10 protein-coding genes are annotated in these 14,114 nt (G+C 73.2%); 4 read left to right on the forward strand and 6 right to left on the reverse strand.

Annotation, left to right across the window (positions count from 1 at the left end; translation table 11 throughout):
• Positions 1–465 precede the first annotated feature (465 nt).
• The gene (locus O1G21_RS13355; protein ID WP_270143598.1) at positions 466–1,779 is read left to right on the forward strand and encodes an alpha/beta fold hydrolase; all 1,314 of its coding nucleotides are present in this window, start codon (positions 466–468) and stop codon (positions 1,777–1,779) included.
• 31 nt (positions 1,780–1,810) lie between these two features.
• Here O1G21_RS13355 and O1G21_RS13360 read toward each other — a convergent pair whose 3' ends face one another.
• Complete coding sequence (locus tag O1G21_RS13360; RefSeq protein WP_270143600.1) at positions 1,811–3,361, reverse strand: DUF4192 domain-containing protein; 1,551 nt, start codon at positions 3,359–3,361, stop codon at positions 1,811–1,813.
• A gap of 229 nt (positions 3,362–3,590) precedes the next feature.
• Between O1G21_RS13360 and O1G21_RS13365 the strand changes: the two genes are divergently transcribed.
• Positions 3,591–5,786 (forward strand): RecQ family ATP-dependent DNA helicase, encoded by a 2,196-nt coding sequence (locus O1G21_RS13365; protein ID WP_270143601.1) that lies wholly within the window; start codon positions 3,591–3,593, stop codon positions 5,784–5,786.
• A 364-nt stretch (positions 5,787–6,150) separates the two neighbouring features.
• Positions 6,151–6,870 carry a hypothetical protein gene (locus O1G21_RS13370; protein ID WP_270143603.1) on the forward strand — a complete coding sequence of 240 codons (720 nt, stop codon included), beginning with the start codon at positions 6,151–6,153 and terminating at the stop codon, positions 6,868–6,870.
• A gap of 95 nt (positions 6,871–6,965) precedes the next feature.
• On the opposite strand, the gene O1G21_RS41765 is transcribed toward O1G21_RS13370, so the two are convergent.
• From O1G21_RS41765 to O1G21_RS13385, 3 genes are all read right to left on the reverse strand, one after another.
• On the reverse strand, positions 6,966–7,631 hold the full coding sequence (locus O1G21_RS41765) for a hypothetical protein (protein WP_270143606.1): 666 nt from the start codon (positions 7,629–7,631) through the stop codon (positions 6,966–6,968).
• Positions 7,632–7,730: 99 nt separating this feature from the next.
• Complete coding sequence (locus O1G21_RS13380; RefSeq protein WP_270143609.1) at positions 7,731–8,429, reverse strand: ribonuclease HII; 699 nt, start codon at positions 8,427–8,429, stop codon at positions 7,731–7,733.
• Between the two features lie 217 nt (positions 8,430–8,646).
• Positions 8,647–9,198, reverse strand: coding sequence for a TetR-like C-terminal domain-containing protein (locus tag O1G21_RS13385; RefSeq protein WP_270143611.1), 552 nt, complete (start codon positions 9,196–9,198; stop codon positions 8,647–8,649).
• 438 nt (positions 9,199–9,636) lie between these two features.
• On the opposite strand from O1G21_RS13385, the gene O1G21_RS13390 reads away from it, so the two are divergent.
• Positions 9,637–11,193, forward strand: coding sequence for an MFS transporter (locus O1G21_RS13390; protein WP_333493454.1), 1,557 nt, complete (start codon positions 9,637–9,639; stop codon positions 11,191–11,193).
• Between the two features lie 66 nt (positions 11,194–11,259).
• On the opposite strand, the gene O1G21_RS13395 is transcribed toward O1G21_RS13390, so the two are convergent.
• On the reverse strand, positions 11,260–13,005 hold the full coding sequence (locus tag O1G21_RS13395; RefSeq protein WP_270143612.1) for a DUF4153 domain-containing protein: 1,746 nt from the start codon (positions 13,003–13,005) through the stop codon (positions 11,260–11,262).
• 164 nt (positions 13,006–13,169) lie between these two features.
• Positions 13,170–14,084, reverse strand: a complete 915-nt coding sequence (locus O1G21_RS13400) for a carbohydrate ABC transporter permease (protein ID WP_270143613.1) — start codon at positions 14,082–14,084, stop codon at positions 13,170–13,172.
• Between the last annotated feature and the right edge of the window lie 30 nt (positions 14,085–14,114).

The raw sequence follows: 14,114 nt of genomic DNA on the forward strand, positions 1-14,114 counted from the left end.
CCGTCGGTGGCGCCCTGCCCGTGACGTCTTGCGGCCGTGGCCCGCACCCGACCGGCTGTCAGTCGCGCTCGGCCGGTCCGCGCCGCCGGACGGCCCCGGAAAACGGGCTGCGGTCGGACACCGTCCGGGCGCAGGGCCCCCAGAGGTGAACGCCGCACACCGCCGCCAGGTCACGCCCGCCGTGGCCGCTGCTGGTCGTGCTCGGCCCGCCGGGCGGTCGTGCCGCCTCCGCCGGGTCGGCGCAGAGGGCTTCGCCCCGCCCCCTGGCGCGTCCGTGTCCTGGGTCCGGCTCCGGCACCGCTCGGGCCGGGCCTGGCGGTGGCCGGCTGCCCGGTCCGGTGAACGGGGGCGGTCGAACCCGCGCTCGACCGCGCCAGGATACGGTGCGGGGGTCGCGGCGCCCGCACCCGGTGACCCCGAGAACCGCGACGCAACCGCTGTGACCAGCAAAGACCGAGGAGTTGCATGTCCACCATCAGCCGACTGCCCGGGATTGTCACGACCGACCACGTCTTTCGGGTCCCGCTCGACCACGCCTCCCCGGAGGGCGAGCAGATCGAGGTGTACGCCCGCGAGGTGGTGGCCTCCGGCCGCGAGCGGGACGACCTGCCCTGGCTGCTCTTCCTCCAGGGCGGGCCCGGCGGCAAGGCCGCCCGCCCGCTCGGCCGGGACACCTGGCTGGAGCGCGCCCTGGACGACTACCGAGTGCTGCTGCTCGACCAGCGCGGCACGGGGCGGTCCACGCCGGCGACCCGGCAGACCCTCGCCCGGCGCGGCGGCCCGCAGGCGCAGGCGGACTACCTGGCCAACTTCCGCGCGGACTCGATCGTTCGGGACGCCGAGCTGATCCGCCACCGGCTGCTCGGCGCCGACAAGCGCTGGAGTGTCCTGGGCCAGAGCTTCGGCGGCTTCTGCACCCTCACCTACCTCTCGTTCGCTCCCGAAGGCCTGGCCGAGGCCTTCATCACCGGCGGCCTCTCCGGCCTCGGCAGTTCGGCCGACGACGTCTACCGCGCCGCCTACCCGCGCGTCGTCCGCAAGAACGAGGACCACTACGCGCGCTTCCCGCAGGACGTCGAGGCCGTGCGGCGGATCGTCGCCCACCTCGCCGACACCCCCGCCACCCTGCCGGACGGCGGGCTGCTCACCGTCGAGGCCTTCCAGGTGCTCGGACTGATGCTCGGCGGCGGCAACGGCTCCGGCGCCCTCCACTACCTGCTGGAGGAGGCCTGGGTGGAGGGCCCGGCCGGGGCCGAGCTCTCCGACACCTTCCTGGCCGGTGTCCAGGCCAAGCTCTCCTTCGCCGAGGGCCCGCTGTACGCCGTGCTGCACGAGTCGATCTACGGCCAGCGTTCAGTGGACCAGGGCGGCACCGACTGGTCGGCCGAGCGGGTCCGCAAGGAGTTCCCGGAGTTCGACGCCCGGGCGGCGCTGGAGACCGGCGCGCCGGTGCTGTTCACCGGGGAAATGATCTACCCCTGGATGTTCGACACCGACCCGGCGCTGCGCCCGCTGAAGGAGACCGCGGACCTGCTCGCCGCCCGCACCGACTGGCCCGACCTCTACGACCCGGCGCGACTGGCCGCCAACACCGTGCCCGTCGTGGCGGCGGTCTACCACGACGACATGTACGTGGACACCGCCGACTCGCTGGAGACCGCTCGCGCGGTGCGCGGCCTGCGGACCTGGATCACCAACGAGTGGGAGCACGACGGTCTGCGGGTGAGCGGCGGCAAGGTGCTGGACCGGCTGATCAAGATGGCGCACGGCGAGGCGTAGCGGCCTTCCGATCGGTGGAACGGCGAGCGGTTCAGTCGGCACGACGGGCTCCTCTCGCCGCCCGCCGGGAGCCCCGGCACCGGTGGAGCCCGGTGCCGGACCGGGCGGCGGCGGAGGCACAGGCTCCCACCCGGCCGAGCCGCACGCCCCGAGTGGGCCGCACCCCGGGCGTCGGGCCGCAGCCGGGCGCCGGGAGCAGGGCGACCGGTTCGGAACCGCTCCCCTCCGGCCTCGGCTCACCGGGATCGGAGGGACGGCCGGGACTGCTCGGGCTGCCAGCGCTGGTGGGGCTGTCCTGGCAGCCGGGGCTGGCAGGACAGCCGGAACCGCGATCGGCCCGGGCCGACGCCGTGGACACGCCCTTCCACCGGCCACCCCGCCGACGTCGGCGCCCGCCGGCCGGGGCCTGACCAGGCCCAGGCGGCCCTGACTCGCCGCCCATCGCGGGCCCGGGCTCGGCCTCGGCCTCGGGCTCGGGCCGTACGGCGGCCGCGCGCTCCTCGCGCCGTCGACGCTGGGCCTCGACGGCGACCAGCAACGCCCCGGGCGTCATGCCGTCGTTCATCGACTCGTACAGCAACTCGGCCAGCAGGTAGTCCGGAGAGAGCCGCAGCACGTGGCCGAGCACCACCCGGGCGGTGGCCGTGTCCCCGGCGACCCAGGAGGACCAGGCCAGCAGGGTGAGCGGGGCCACCGCACAGCCCTCGTACGGCGGCACGGCGCGCCGGGCGAGGAAGCGCCAGAGGCGTTCCGCGGGGGCGAGCTCGGCGGGCCGGACGTACTCGACGCCGCGGTCCCGGGTCAGGCGGTCCCGCAGGGCGAACAGCAGCCGCGCCGTCCGCTCCTCGTCGAGTTCCCGAGCGCCGGCCGCGAACTCGGCGAAGGCCTGCTCCAGCAGTTCCAGGCCCTCCTCCCGGGAGACGGCCCCCGCGACGGGCTCGGCGCGGACGAGCGCCTCGCGCTGCGCGCCGTCCTCCGGCGGGCCGACCGGGGCCAGTCCGGCGACGATCGCCTTCCGGCTGCCACGCGGCACCAGGCCGGCCACCGTCGCGGCGGCGGCCGCCGGGCCCGGATCGGGCCCGCGTCGCACCGGGGTGCCCGCCGGATCGCAGCACCCCTCCCGGCGGCAGAGGAAGGACCACCAGCGGTCGTCCGAGACGCACAGCGACTCCTTGACCGCCACTCCCCTGCGCCCGAAGGCCGCGCGCAGGTGGTCGGCCAGCGGCCGCAGGTCCTCCACCGGCGGCGGTGCGTGCGCCGTGCCGGGATCCTGGCAGAGGTAGAGGAGCACCTGGAGCGGCCGGCCACCGTGCCGCTCGGAGAGGGCGACCAGCAAGGCTGCCGTCTCCTCCGCCGCGGCGGGCCACTCCGCGGGCGAGACCGGGAGGTCCGCCCGGATGACCCCGCCCTGGTGCAGGTCGGGGCCCTGGAGGCCGACCGCGACGATGCTGTCGTCGGGGTAGAACCCCAGGAGGTAGGGCAACAGTTCGGCCATGTCGGCCGGACCGCGCATGACGACCGGCCGCTGCTCGGAAGCCGGGCCGAGGGACAGGATGACGTGTTCGTTGTTCATCGCGTTCATGGCCGCAAGAATGGGCGCTGTCCGACTGCGACCCCGGAATTTTCTTTTTTCCTGTGGATAACTCGGCATCCGAATTTTCCTTCGCCCATTCGGAGCACGTGAAACTCACTCCGGAGAGTGGAATTTGACAGCCGTTCAGCGGATCAGCACATGAAATCCACTCCGTCTTCCGCTACACCGCCCCGCCCGCATTCGCCCCTTGTCGGCGGCATGGGGTTACATCGACGCCATGAAGCAGCCCGACATCCACACCACCGCCACCGCCGACCGCGCCGAGGTCCGGGCGCGGGCCGAGGCCGTCCTGCGCGAGCTGGCCGGCCCCTCCGCCGGCCTGCGCGAGGACCAGTGGACGGCCATCGAGGCCCTCGTGGTCGACCACCGCCGCGCACTGGTCGTCCAGCGCACCGGCTGGGGGAAGTCCGCGGTCTACTTCATCGCCACCGCCCTGCTCCGCGCCAGCGGTGCCGGGCCGACGGTGATCGTCTCGCCCCTGCTCGCCCTGATGCGCAACCAGGTCGAGTCGGCGGCCCGGGCCGGCATCCACGCCCGCACCATCAACTCGGCCAACACCGAGGAGTGGGAGGAGATCCAGGCCGAGGTCGCCGCCGGAAAGGTCGACGTCCTGCTGGTCAGCCCCGAGCGGCTGAACAACCCGGACTTCCGCGACCAGGTGCTGCCGAAGCTCGCCGCGTCCACCGGACTGCTGGTGGTCGACGAGGCCCACTGCATCTCCGACTGGGGCCATGACTTCCGGCCCGACTACCGCCGGCTGCGCACCATGCTCGCCGACCTGCCGCCCGGCGTCCCGGTGCTCGCCACCACCGCCACCGCCAACGCCCGAGTCACCGCGGACGTCGCCGAACAGCTCGGCACCGGCACCACCGACGAGCACGCCCTGGTGCTGCGCGGTCCGCTCGACCGGGAGAGCCTCACCCTGGGCGTGCTCGCCCTGCCCGATCCGGCGCACCGGCTCGCCTGGCTGGCCGATCACCTCGACCGGCTCCCCGGCTCGGGCATCGTCTACACCCTGACGGTGGCCGCCGCCGAGGAGGTGACCGCCTTCCTGCGCGAGCGCGGCTTCCCGGTGGCCTCCTACTCCGGCCGCACCGAGGACGCCGAGCGCCGCACCGCCGAGGCCGACCTGCTGGCCAACCGGGTCAAGGCGCTGGTCGCCACCTCCGCGCTCGGCATGGGCTTCGACAAGCCCGACCTCGGATTCGTCGTCCACCTGGGCTCGCCGAGTTCGCCGATCGCCTACTACCAGCAGGTCGGCCGGGCCGGGCGCGGTGTGGACCGCGCCGAGGTGCTGCTGCTGCCCGGGCGCGAGGACGAGGCGATCTGGCGCTACTTCGCCTCGCTCGCCTTCCCGCCGGAGGAGCAGGTGCGCCGCACCATCGACGCGCTCGCCGAGGCCGGCCGCCCGCTCTCCACCGCCGCCCTGGAGCCCAGGGTGGACCTGCGCCGCGCCCGGTTGGAGACCATGCTCAAGGTGCTGGACGTGGACGGCGCCGTCCGCCGGGTCAAGGGCGGCTGGACGGCCACCGGGCAGAGCTGGGAGTACGACACCGCCCGCTACGCCAAGGTCGCCGCCTCCCGGGAGGCGGAGCAGCGGGCGATGCGCGACTACGCCGCGGCCACCGGCTGCCGGATGGAGTTCCTGCGCCGTCAGCTGGACGACGAGCAGGCCGCGCCGTGCGGGCGGTGCGACAACTGCGCGGGGCCGCTGCACACCCCGGAGGTCTCCGACGCGACGCTGGCCGCGGCCCGGGCCGCGCTCGGCCGCCCTGGCGTGAGCTTCGAGCCGCGCCGGCTCTGGCCCACCGGGATGGACGCGCTCGGGGTGCCGCTGAAGGGCCGGATCCCGGCGGGCGAGCAGGCGGAGACCGGCCGGGCGCTCGGCCGGCTGTCCGACATCGGCTGGGGCAACCGGCTGCGCACCCTGCTCGCCGAGCAGGCGCCGGACGTGCCGGTGCCCGGCGAGGCGGTGGACGCGCTGGTGGCGGTGCTGGCCGACTGGGCGCGCGGCCCCGGCGGTTGGGCCGGGCCCGCGACGGCGGAGGGCGTCCGGCTGGAGCGGCCGGTCGGCGTGGTGACCATGGCCTCCGCGATCCGCCCCCAGCTGGTCGGCAGCCTCGGCGCTCGGATCGCCGAGATCGGGCGGCTGCCGCTGCTCGGCCGGATCGAGTACGCCGGTGGGCGGCCCCCGCACGGGGCCCGCAGCAACAGTGCCCAGCGGCTGCACTCGCTGGCCGGGGCCCTGGTCCTGCCGCCGGAGCTGGAGCAGGCGGTGGCTGCCGCCGGCGGACCGGTGCTGCTGGTGGACGACCTCGTGGACTCGGGGTGGACGGTCACCGTGGCCGCCCGGCTGCTGCGCCGGGCGGGAGCCGGCGCGGTGCTGCCGCTGGTGCTGGCCGTGCAGGGGTGAGCGGGCGGCGAGGCCGCCCCGTACACACCCGCCTTCACTCGAACGACCCAACAGAAAGGAGCCGCCAGGGCGATTTCGATCACACCGGAGACCCGACCCGAGAAAGGAGTGCCCACCATGCCGATGACGGTTCGCCGTGCGCTTCGCGCAGCGTGGATCAAGGCCGGGCACCACCTGAAGCGCGTTCGGGTCGCCGTGGAACATATCCGGCAGAACATGGGCTATCGGATGGCGTTCGTCATTTCATCATTGCCGCTCCGGCCCCGTTGCCCCGAGAATTGGGAGGTACCCGAAACCCGGTCCGCTGGACCCACGCTTCGGCGTACCCAGGCACCCCCCTGCCCACGGGCCAGGAAGGAGGATCGTGATCAACGGTATCGGCCGAGGTCAACATCCCCTCTCCGGGAGTTCGGCGCCCAGACGGCTGCTGGACCTGGAGACCTGGACCGCCTCGGGGATCCCGTTGCTGCGCGATCCGCGCGAGTTCGTCCTGGAACTGCACCAGCGTCACCTGCCTCAGCCGGGCACGGTCGTGGTGGCGGTCCTGGACGCGCTCCACCACCTCGCCGCCTCGGCCTCGTTCACGCCCTGGCCGCACGACACCGATGGCTGGCAGCACCGGAACGCCCTGCTGGCACACCTGCGTCGGATCATCCCTCACGATCTCCGACTGCCCGCGCCGACCCGGACGGCCGTGCTGCTGCGCTGTCGCGACGGCGCGCCCGGCTGGACGGAGCAGGACGGCGCCTGGATGTGGGCACTGCGGGACGCGGCCGGGCTGCACGGGCTGCGCTGCGGCTCGTACATCGGACTCACCCCGGCGGGCTGGCAGATCCTCGGCGACGGACGGAGCGGGCGCAATCCGCACGCGGGCTCGTGGGCGGACGGACCGGTGCACACCGTAACGGAGCTGCCGCCGCGGTCGGTGCTCGACGACGCCCCGCGCAGCCAGCGCGCCCGGCAGCAGGCGGCCGAACAGGCCAAACGGGTCGACGCTCCGCAGCGCTCCCAGCAGTCCGAGCCCCCGTGGATCACGGCGCGGGTCACGGCCGTCGAACCGGGTCGCCGCACCGGCACGCTCTGAGCCGCACCGGCACCGTACGGCACCGCGGACGGACTCCGGGCCCGGTGCCGTACCGCACCGGGCCCGGAAGGCGAAGACGACTGCTGGACCTCTGGTCAGGCCTTGACCGGGCGCCCCGGTGCGGCTCCGGCCGCCGCCGTCGCGGCCGGGCCGGCCTCCCCGCAGACCACCAGCAGCGCGGTCGCGCGGCCGAGCGCCTCGCTGTACGCCTCGGCAGCCCGGGCGGCCGAACCGCCGTTGACCACTAGGACGACCACCTCGCGGCGGACCGGCCGGGTCAGCGCGGCGTCCGCGTAGAACACGTCCCCGCCCTCGGTGAGCTGCGCCCAGTAACGCTCCTCACCGAAGGAGAGCTCGTGCTGCTGCCAGGGGTGCGCCTCACCGACGGTCAGCACCAGGATGTCGCCCGGGTTGCGGCCCGAGTCCAACAGCAGGTCGACCGCGTCGTCGGCGCGCTCCAGCGCCTGGGCCGGGGCGGCGGCGATGCGCTGGACCTCGACCTGCGGCACGGCGGGGGCCGGCCGGCGCGGTGCCGGACCGGGCTTGGGGATCGGACGCGGCGGGCCCGGGCGGTCGGCACGGGGCGGTGCCGGACGCGGGCCGGGCACCGGAAGCGGCGCGGCAGCGGTGGTGGGTGCGGTGGCAGGTGCGCCGCCGGTGGCAGGCGCGTGGAGGGCTTGTGCGTCCGACTCGTGGGGGAAGGGAACGCCGGGGCCCGGGAGGCTCTCGTGAATCTCCGGCTCCTCGGGGAAGACAGGCATACCCGGATATCTATCAAATGCCGATCGGAGGCGCACGGGCACCCCACCCATTGGGCATCGGGCGCCCCGATCGCCACCCGGGGCAATTCAGACGGACTGTCAGAAACCGAGCGTCAACTGTTCGTCGGCGGATCCCCCGTCAGCGCCCACGACGTCCCGACCGCGCTTCAGATGGCGCCACTTCGGCAGTGCGTCCAAGTACGCCCAGGAGAGCCGGTGGTGCCCGGTGGGGCCGAACTCCTCCAGCGCGGCGCGGTGCACCGGGGACGGATATCCGGCATTGTCCGCGAAGCCGTACTCCGGGCACGCCTCGCCCAGTTCGGCCATCAGTCCGTCGCGGTGGACCTTGGCGATCACCGAGGCTGCGGAGACGCAGATGCAGGACTGGTCGCCCTTGATCACCGTGCGCACCCGCCAGGGGCCGCCGAGGTAGTCGTGCTTGCCGTCCAGGATCACCGCGTCGGGCACGACCGGCAGCGCCTCCAGCGCGCGGATGGCGGCCAGCCGCAGCGCCGCCGTCATGCCGAGGTCGTCGCACTCCTGCGGTGAGGCGTGACCGAGCGCGTATGCGGTGACCCAGTCGGCGAGCACCGGCGCGAGGGCCTCGCGGCGCAGCTCGGTGAGCAGTTTGGAATCGGTGAGCCCCTCCGGCGCCCGGCGTAGGCCGGTGACGGCCGCACCCACGGTGACCGGTCCGGCCCAGGCGCCGCGACCCACTTCGTCCAGCCCGACCACGACCTTGGCGCCCGCCCGGCGCAGCGAGCGTTCGACGGAGTGCGTCGGCGGGACGATGGGCATCACGGACTCCGTTCGGCGAAGCAGCCCCGTCGAGCAGGACAGCCGGTTGGGCAAGGCGACCCGGGGAGGCAAGGCGGCCCGCTCCGATGGGGCAGTCTCCAGCCTAAGCCCGCCCACGGACGCCCACCGACGCCCACGGGACGCCCACCGGCGCCTCCGGAAGCCCTCCGCCCGCCCGGTACGACCGGCGCGACCGGCGCGACCGTTCCGGGCCCCGCTACGGCTGGCGGATCATCGGGACCAGCACGTCGTCCACCAGCCGGACCGCGAAGTCGGGGGCAACCCCTCCGTCGAGGACCTTCATCTGGAACAGCAGCATCGCCGGGAGCACGTCGGCGACGAGTGGGGAGACCGCGTCGGGCCGGACGTCGCCGCGCTCGACGCCGCGGCGGAGGATGTCCAGGATGGTGTCCTTGGTCGGCCCGATCACCCGCTGCACGATGAAGTCCTTGAACACCTGGGCCTGCTGCTGGGAGAGCTCGGCCATCAGCGCATGTAGGGCGGCACCCGTGCGGGAGCCGATCGCGTCCGTGAACAGCCCGATGAGCTGCAGCAACTCGGCGCGGGCGGACCCGAGATCGGGGACGCCGTGAGGGCGTGGGAGAGTGGAGTCCAGGGCGTCGATGACGAGTTCGACCTTGGACGCCCAGCGCCGGTAGAGCGCGGCCTTCCCGGTCCGCGCCGCAGCGGCGACGCCCTCCATCGTCAGTCGCGCGTAACCGCCGGAGGTGAGCTGGTCGAGCGCGGCCTCGAAGATCGCCGTCTCCAACTCCTTCCCCCGACGCCGCACCGGTCGCGCCAGCGCCTCCCGAGCGGCCCGCACCGGACAGCGGGGCTCGGAATCCGTGCCGGGAGCAGCCGAAGCAGCCGGAGCGCCCGAAGCCTCCGGCGCTCCCGGCGCCGTCAGAGGCACGCCGGGCTCCGCCGCCACGGCAGGATCCGCCGGCACCCCGGCCGCCCGGTCCACCGACAGGCGCCGCATCAACCGATCCATCAACACCATCCTTAAGGAACGCTTGCGTTCACTATCGAGCCCAGGATATCGTCCAGATTAGTGAACGGCACCGTTCCTTCCTAGGCTGCGCCATCGCGCAGCAGCACGTTCGGGCCAGCGGATCCGCGGCAGACCCATGTACCACAACACCCAGAACAGCCGGCGCACCCGAGCGCCAAGCACCCAAGCACATAGCCAGCAGGGGGCACATTCGTGGCTATCTCCGACACGCTCAGCAAGAACTCACCGCCGAAGGGCGGACAGAGCCGGGGGAAGGGCATCACCCTGGCCGTCATCGCGGCCACCCAGCTCATGGTGGTGCTCGACGCGACCATCGTGAACATCGCGCTGCCGCACATCAAGGACGCGCTGAACTTCTCGACCACCGACCTGTCGTGGGTCATCAACGCCTACACGCTGACCTTCGGCGGACTGCTGCTGCTCGGCGGTCGGGCCGGCGACATCCTCGGCCGCCGCCGGGTGTTCATCTTCGGCACCCTGCTGTTCGGCCTGGCCTCGCTGCTGGGCGGCTTCGCCCAGGACAGCGGCCTGCTGCTGGCCGCCCGCGCGCTCCAGGGCATCGGTGGCGCGATCTGTTCGCCGACCGCCTTCGCCCTGATCGCCACCAACTTCGAGGAGGGACCGGAGCGCAACAAGGCGTTCGGCGTCTTCTCGGCGGTGGCCGGTTCGGGCGCCGCGATCGGCCTGCTGGCCGGCGGCGTGCTCACCGAGTACCTGAACTGGCGCTGGGTCTTCTTCGTCAACGTGCCGATCGCCGTCCTGATCGCGATCGCCGCGCCGCGCTACATCGCCGAGTCCGAGCGCCACCCCGGCCGCTTCGACCTGCCCGGTGCCTTCACCTCGACGCTCGGCCTGGTCGGCCTGGTCTACGGCTTCATCCGGGCCGCCAACCCGAACTACGGCTGGTCGGACGGCCTCACCATCGGCTCCTTCGTCGGCGGTGCGATCCTGCTGGCCGCGTTCTTCGTGATCGAGCGGCGCACCGACCAGCCGATCACCCCGCTGCACCTGTTCGCCAACCGCAACCGCACCGGCGGCCTGGTGATGATGCTCTGCCTGGCCGCGGCCATGTTCGGCATCTTCTTCTACGTCGTCCTGTTCGTGCAGGGGCCGCTCGGGTACAGCCCGCTCAAGGCGGGCGTGTCGTTCCTGCCGATCAGCGTGTCGATCATCATCGCCGCACAGATCGCGTCCAACCTGCAGGCCAAGTACGGCCCGAAGCCGTTCATGGTGGGCGGCGCGCTGCTGGTCACCGTCGGCCTCACCTGGCTGACCCAGCTCCACAAGGACAGCGGCTACCTGGACGGCGTGCTCGCCCCCACGGTGATCTTCGGCTTCGGCATGGGTCTGATCTTCGTCCCGGTGATGCTGCTCGCCGTCGCGGGTGTCCCCGGTGAGGAGACCGGCGCCGCATCCGGACTGCTCAACTCGATGCAGCAGATCGGGGGTTCGCTCGGCCTCTCGATCCTGACCACGGTCTTCGCGCACTACGCCGTGCCCGAGTTCAAGGCGCAACTGCCCGCGTTCATGCAGAGCGCCACACCGGAACAGCTGGGCTACTTCAAGGAGCACAACGACTTCCCGCCGGGCACCGACGCCGCCAACTCGGTGCTGACCCAGGGGATCTCGCACGGCTTCATCGTGGGCGCGGCGCTCGCCGGGGTCGCGCTGCTGGTCGCTCTGTTCGCGATCAAGGCGAAGGCCAGCGACCTGCCGAGCGGCGACACCGCCGGCGTCGCGATGCACTGAGCCACCACCGGCCGGGCCCGCCGGGAGCCGTACGCTCCCGGCGGGCCCGCCGCGTGCGCCCGGCGGTCAGAAGTACGGGTCCACGTGCAGTCCCGCCCGCTCGCAGGCGCTCGTCCTCGCGCTCCCGCCCTCGACCAACGGCCGTGCGGCGAGGATCTCGCGGGCCCGGGCGGCGGAGTGGCTGGTCGCGTACCAGGGCGCGCGATCGTTCGCCAGGTCGGCCCGGATCAGTTCGAGCGCACAGATCCGTTGGGGGTTCGGCAGCCGGTCCAGGGCGGGCACCGCGTCCGCCGAGAGTTCGCGGACGTTGCGCAGGTCGATCTGCTGCGTGCGCTCGTACCGGGCCACGTTCTGCTCCGCGACGATCGCGTCCGGCCCCATCAGGCCGTACACCGCGACGGTGAGCATGCCGCTGAGGACGACGGCGCGCGGCAACCAGCCGGTGCCACGAGTGAGCCCGGCCGTGATCAGCAGCAGGAAGACGACGCCCAGCCAGAGCTCGACCACCAGCACCCACAGCCGCAGCCGGGTGAGCCCGGAGGCGTCCACGTAGAACCACATCCGGCCGAGCGCCGAGGCGACCACCGCCAGCGCCAGCAGGCAGAGCAGCCCGAGCAGGATCCGCGCCAGTCGGCGGTCGGCCGGGGTGGTGCGCGGGGCCCAGCGCTTGGCGACGGCCACCACGACCAGGGTCAGCACGGTGATCACGCTCAGCTGCCAGAAGCCCTGCCGGGCGTACGCGGAGCGGCTCATCCCGGTGTTGCTCAGCACGGCGTCCGCGCCGCCGAGCACCACCACGGCCTGGATCACCGCGAAGGCGCCGAACATCAGGTTGAGCGCGACCAGGGGCAGCGCCCACTCCAGCCGTCGCCGCTCCCGCCCCGGGCGGACCGTCATCCGGTCCCAGCGGCGCGGGCCGGCCGCGATGTGCGCGAAGCCCAACGCGGTGAGCGTGCCGAGCGCGAAGAGCAGTCCGCGCAGTGGCAGTTGGTGGATGTCGATGCTGGGACTCAGGCCGGCCAGCAGGTCCGCCATGGCGGCGTCGGCACTGGCGAACAGCAGGCCGAAGACGGTCAGTAGGAGGGCGGCGACCGCGAGCGCCTTGAGCACCGGCACGATCCGCCCGCGCCCCGGCAGCGGCCGCCCCTCCAGACCGTCCCAGACCCAGCCGACGCCCGGCACCAACTGCCAGAGCACGGCGGGCAGGGCGAACAGCACCCCCGACCAGCGGCGGCCACCGTGGAGCGCGAGCGAGGCCAGGCCCAGCGCGCAGCCGGAGGCCAGCAGGGCCGGCCAACCCGCGTCCCAGCAGGCCGGAACGGCGAGCAGGGCCAGGGCCAGCGGACTCCAGACGACCGTCCAGGGCCGGATCCGGCGACCGGCCGCGTGGGCGACGAGACCGGCGACGACCGCCGTGGCGGCACCGCAGATCAGCAGGTTGGCACCCACCCCGTCGTACAGCAGCCAGGCCGTCAGCAGGCCGGTGAGCAGGGCGAACAGGAGGACCCGGGGCGTGGCCGCCGCCCGCCGCTCGGGGTCGGTGAGGTGCAGCCGGGCCCCGATCGTCGGCCCGGACACGACGGACGAGCCGTGCGGACCGCCGGGCCGGTACGGGCGGGACGATGCACGCCGGCCAGACGACGCGCCGTGGCCGGACGCCGACGCACCCCGGCCGGACGCTGCGTACGGCGCGTACGGGTCGGCCGCAGCATACGGATCGGCCGCCGCGTACGGCACGTACGGATCGTCCGACGGATGCGGCCCGGAGGCGGGCAGCGGATCGTTCGGGGCAGGCGTGGGCAGGCCTGTCATGAGTCCCCCTCGGTGGTCGACGGGCATGCGGAGGCCGCCCTCCGGGCGGTCCGCGGGCGGCTGTTCGACGCCTCTGCCGCTGCCGACTGTAGACCATTCTGAACAGGTTCAAAAGTTTCTACTGAACATGTTCAGAAGCCCTGACCACCCATCCCTCCCCCCGACTACCCCTTCACCGACCCGGCCAGCAGCCCCCGGACGAAGTACCGCTGGAGACTGAAGAAGACGATCAGCGGCACGATCACCGACAGGAACGCCCCGGCGGTGAGCAGCTCCCAGCGCCCGCCGAGCGAACCGGCCTGCTGCGCCAGCCGGACCGTCATCGGCGCCACCTCGGGTGTGCCGCCCGCGAAGACCAGCGCGACCAGCAGGTCGTTCCAGACCCACAGGAACTGGAAGATCGCGAAGGAGGCCAGCGCCGGCGCGCACAGCGGCAGCACGATCGAACGGAAGATCTTGAAGTGCGAGGCGCCGTCCACCACAGCGGCCTCCATCAGGTCGCGCGGCAGCTGGGCGATGAAGTTGTGCAGCAGGAACACCGCCAGCGGCATCGCGAACATGGTGTGCGCCAGCCAGACCGGGGCGTAGCTGCCCTTCACGCCCAGCGCCGGGATCAGCGTCAGCGGGCCCAGGTGCGCGCCGCCGGAGAACAGCCGCAGCAACGGGATCAGTGCCATCTGGAGCGGCACCACCTGGAGCGCGAACACCGTGAAGAACACCGCGTCGCTCCCCCGGAACCGCACCCAGGCCAGTGCGTACGCCGCCATCGCCGCGAGCACCAGCGGGAAGAGGGTGGCCGGGATGCTGATCGCCAGCGAGTTCACCAGGAAGGGCATCATGCCGGTGGAGCTGCCGGAGCCGCCCTCGAACAGCACCTCGTGGTAGTTGCCGAGGCCGAAGTCCGGGTGGATCAGGGCGTTCCACCAGCCGTCGGTGGTCACGTCCTTCTTGGGGCGCAGCGAGGTCACCAGCAGGCCGAAGGTCGGGATCGTCCAGAGCACCGTCATCGCGATCACGAACGCCGAGGCCAGTGGGCTGCTGAAGGACTTCCGCACCGGGTTCCGGGGACGGTCGGTCATCGCGCGGCCCACCGGGCTCCGACCACCCGC

Origin of the sequence: Kitasatospora cathayae (assembly GCF_027627435.1) — a bacterium.
Taxonomy (GTDB): Bacteria; Actinomycetota; Actinomycetes; order Streptomycetales; family Streptomycetaceae; genus Kitasatospora; species Kitasatospora cathayae.

What these genes read in the sequence shown, in the direction of transcription:
- O1G21_RS13355 (WP_270143598.1), top strand. Translation starts at nt 466, where the DNA reads ATGTCCACCATCAGCCGACTGCCCGGGATTGTCACGACCGACCACGTC.
- O1G21_RS13360 (WP_270143600.1), bottom strand. Translation starts at nt 3,361, where the DNA reads ATGAACGCGATGAACAACGAACACGTCATCCTGTCCCTCGGCCCGGCT.
- O1G21_RS13365 (WP_270143601.1), top strand. Translation starts at nt 3,591, where the DNA reads ATGAAGCAGCCCGACATCCACACCACCGCCACCGCCGACCGCGCCGAG.
- O1G21_RS41765 (WP_270143606.1), bottom strand. Translation starts at nt 7,631, where the DNA reads ATGCCTGTCTTCCCCGAGGAGCCGGAGATTCACGAGAGCCTCCCGGGC.
- O1G21_RS13380 (WP_270143609.1), bottom strand. Translation starts at nt 8,429, where the DNA reads ATGCCCATCGTCCCGCCGACGCACTCCGTCGAACGCTCGCTGCGCCGG.
- O1G21_RS13395 (WP_270143612.1), bottom strand. Translation starts at nt 13,005, where the DNA reads ATGACAGGCCTGCCCACGCCTGCCCCGAACGATCCGCTGCCCGCCTCC.
- O1G21_RS13400 (WP_270143613.1), bottom strand. Translation starts at nt 14,084, where the DNA reads ATGACCGACCGTCCCCGGAACCCGGTGCGGAAGTCCTTCAGCAGCCCA.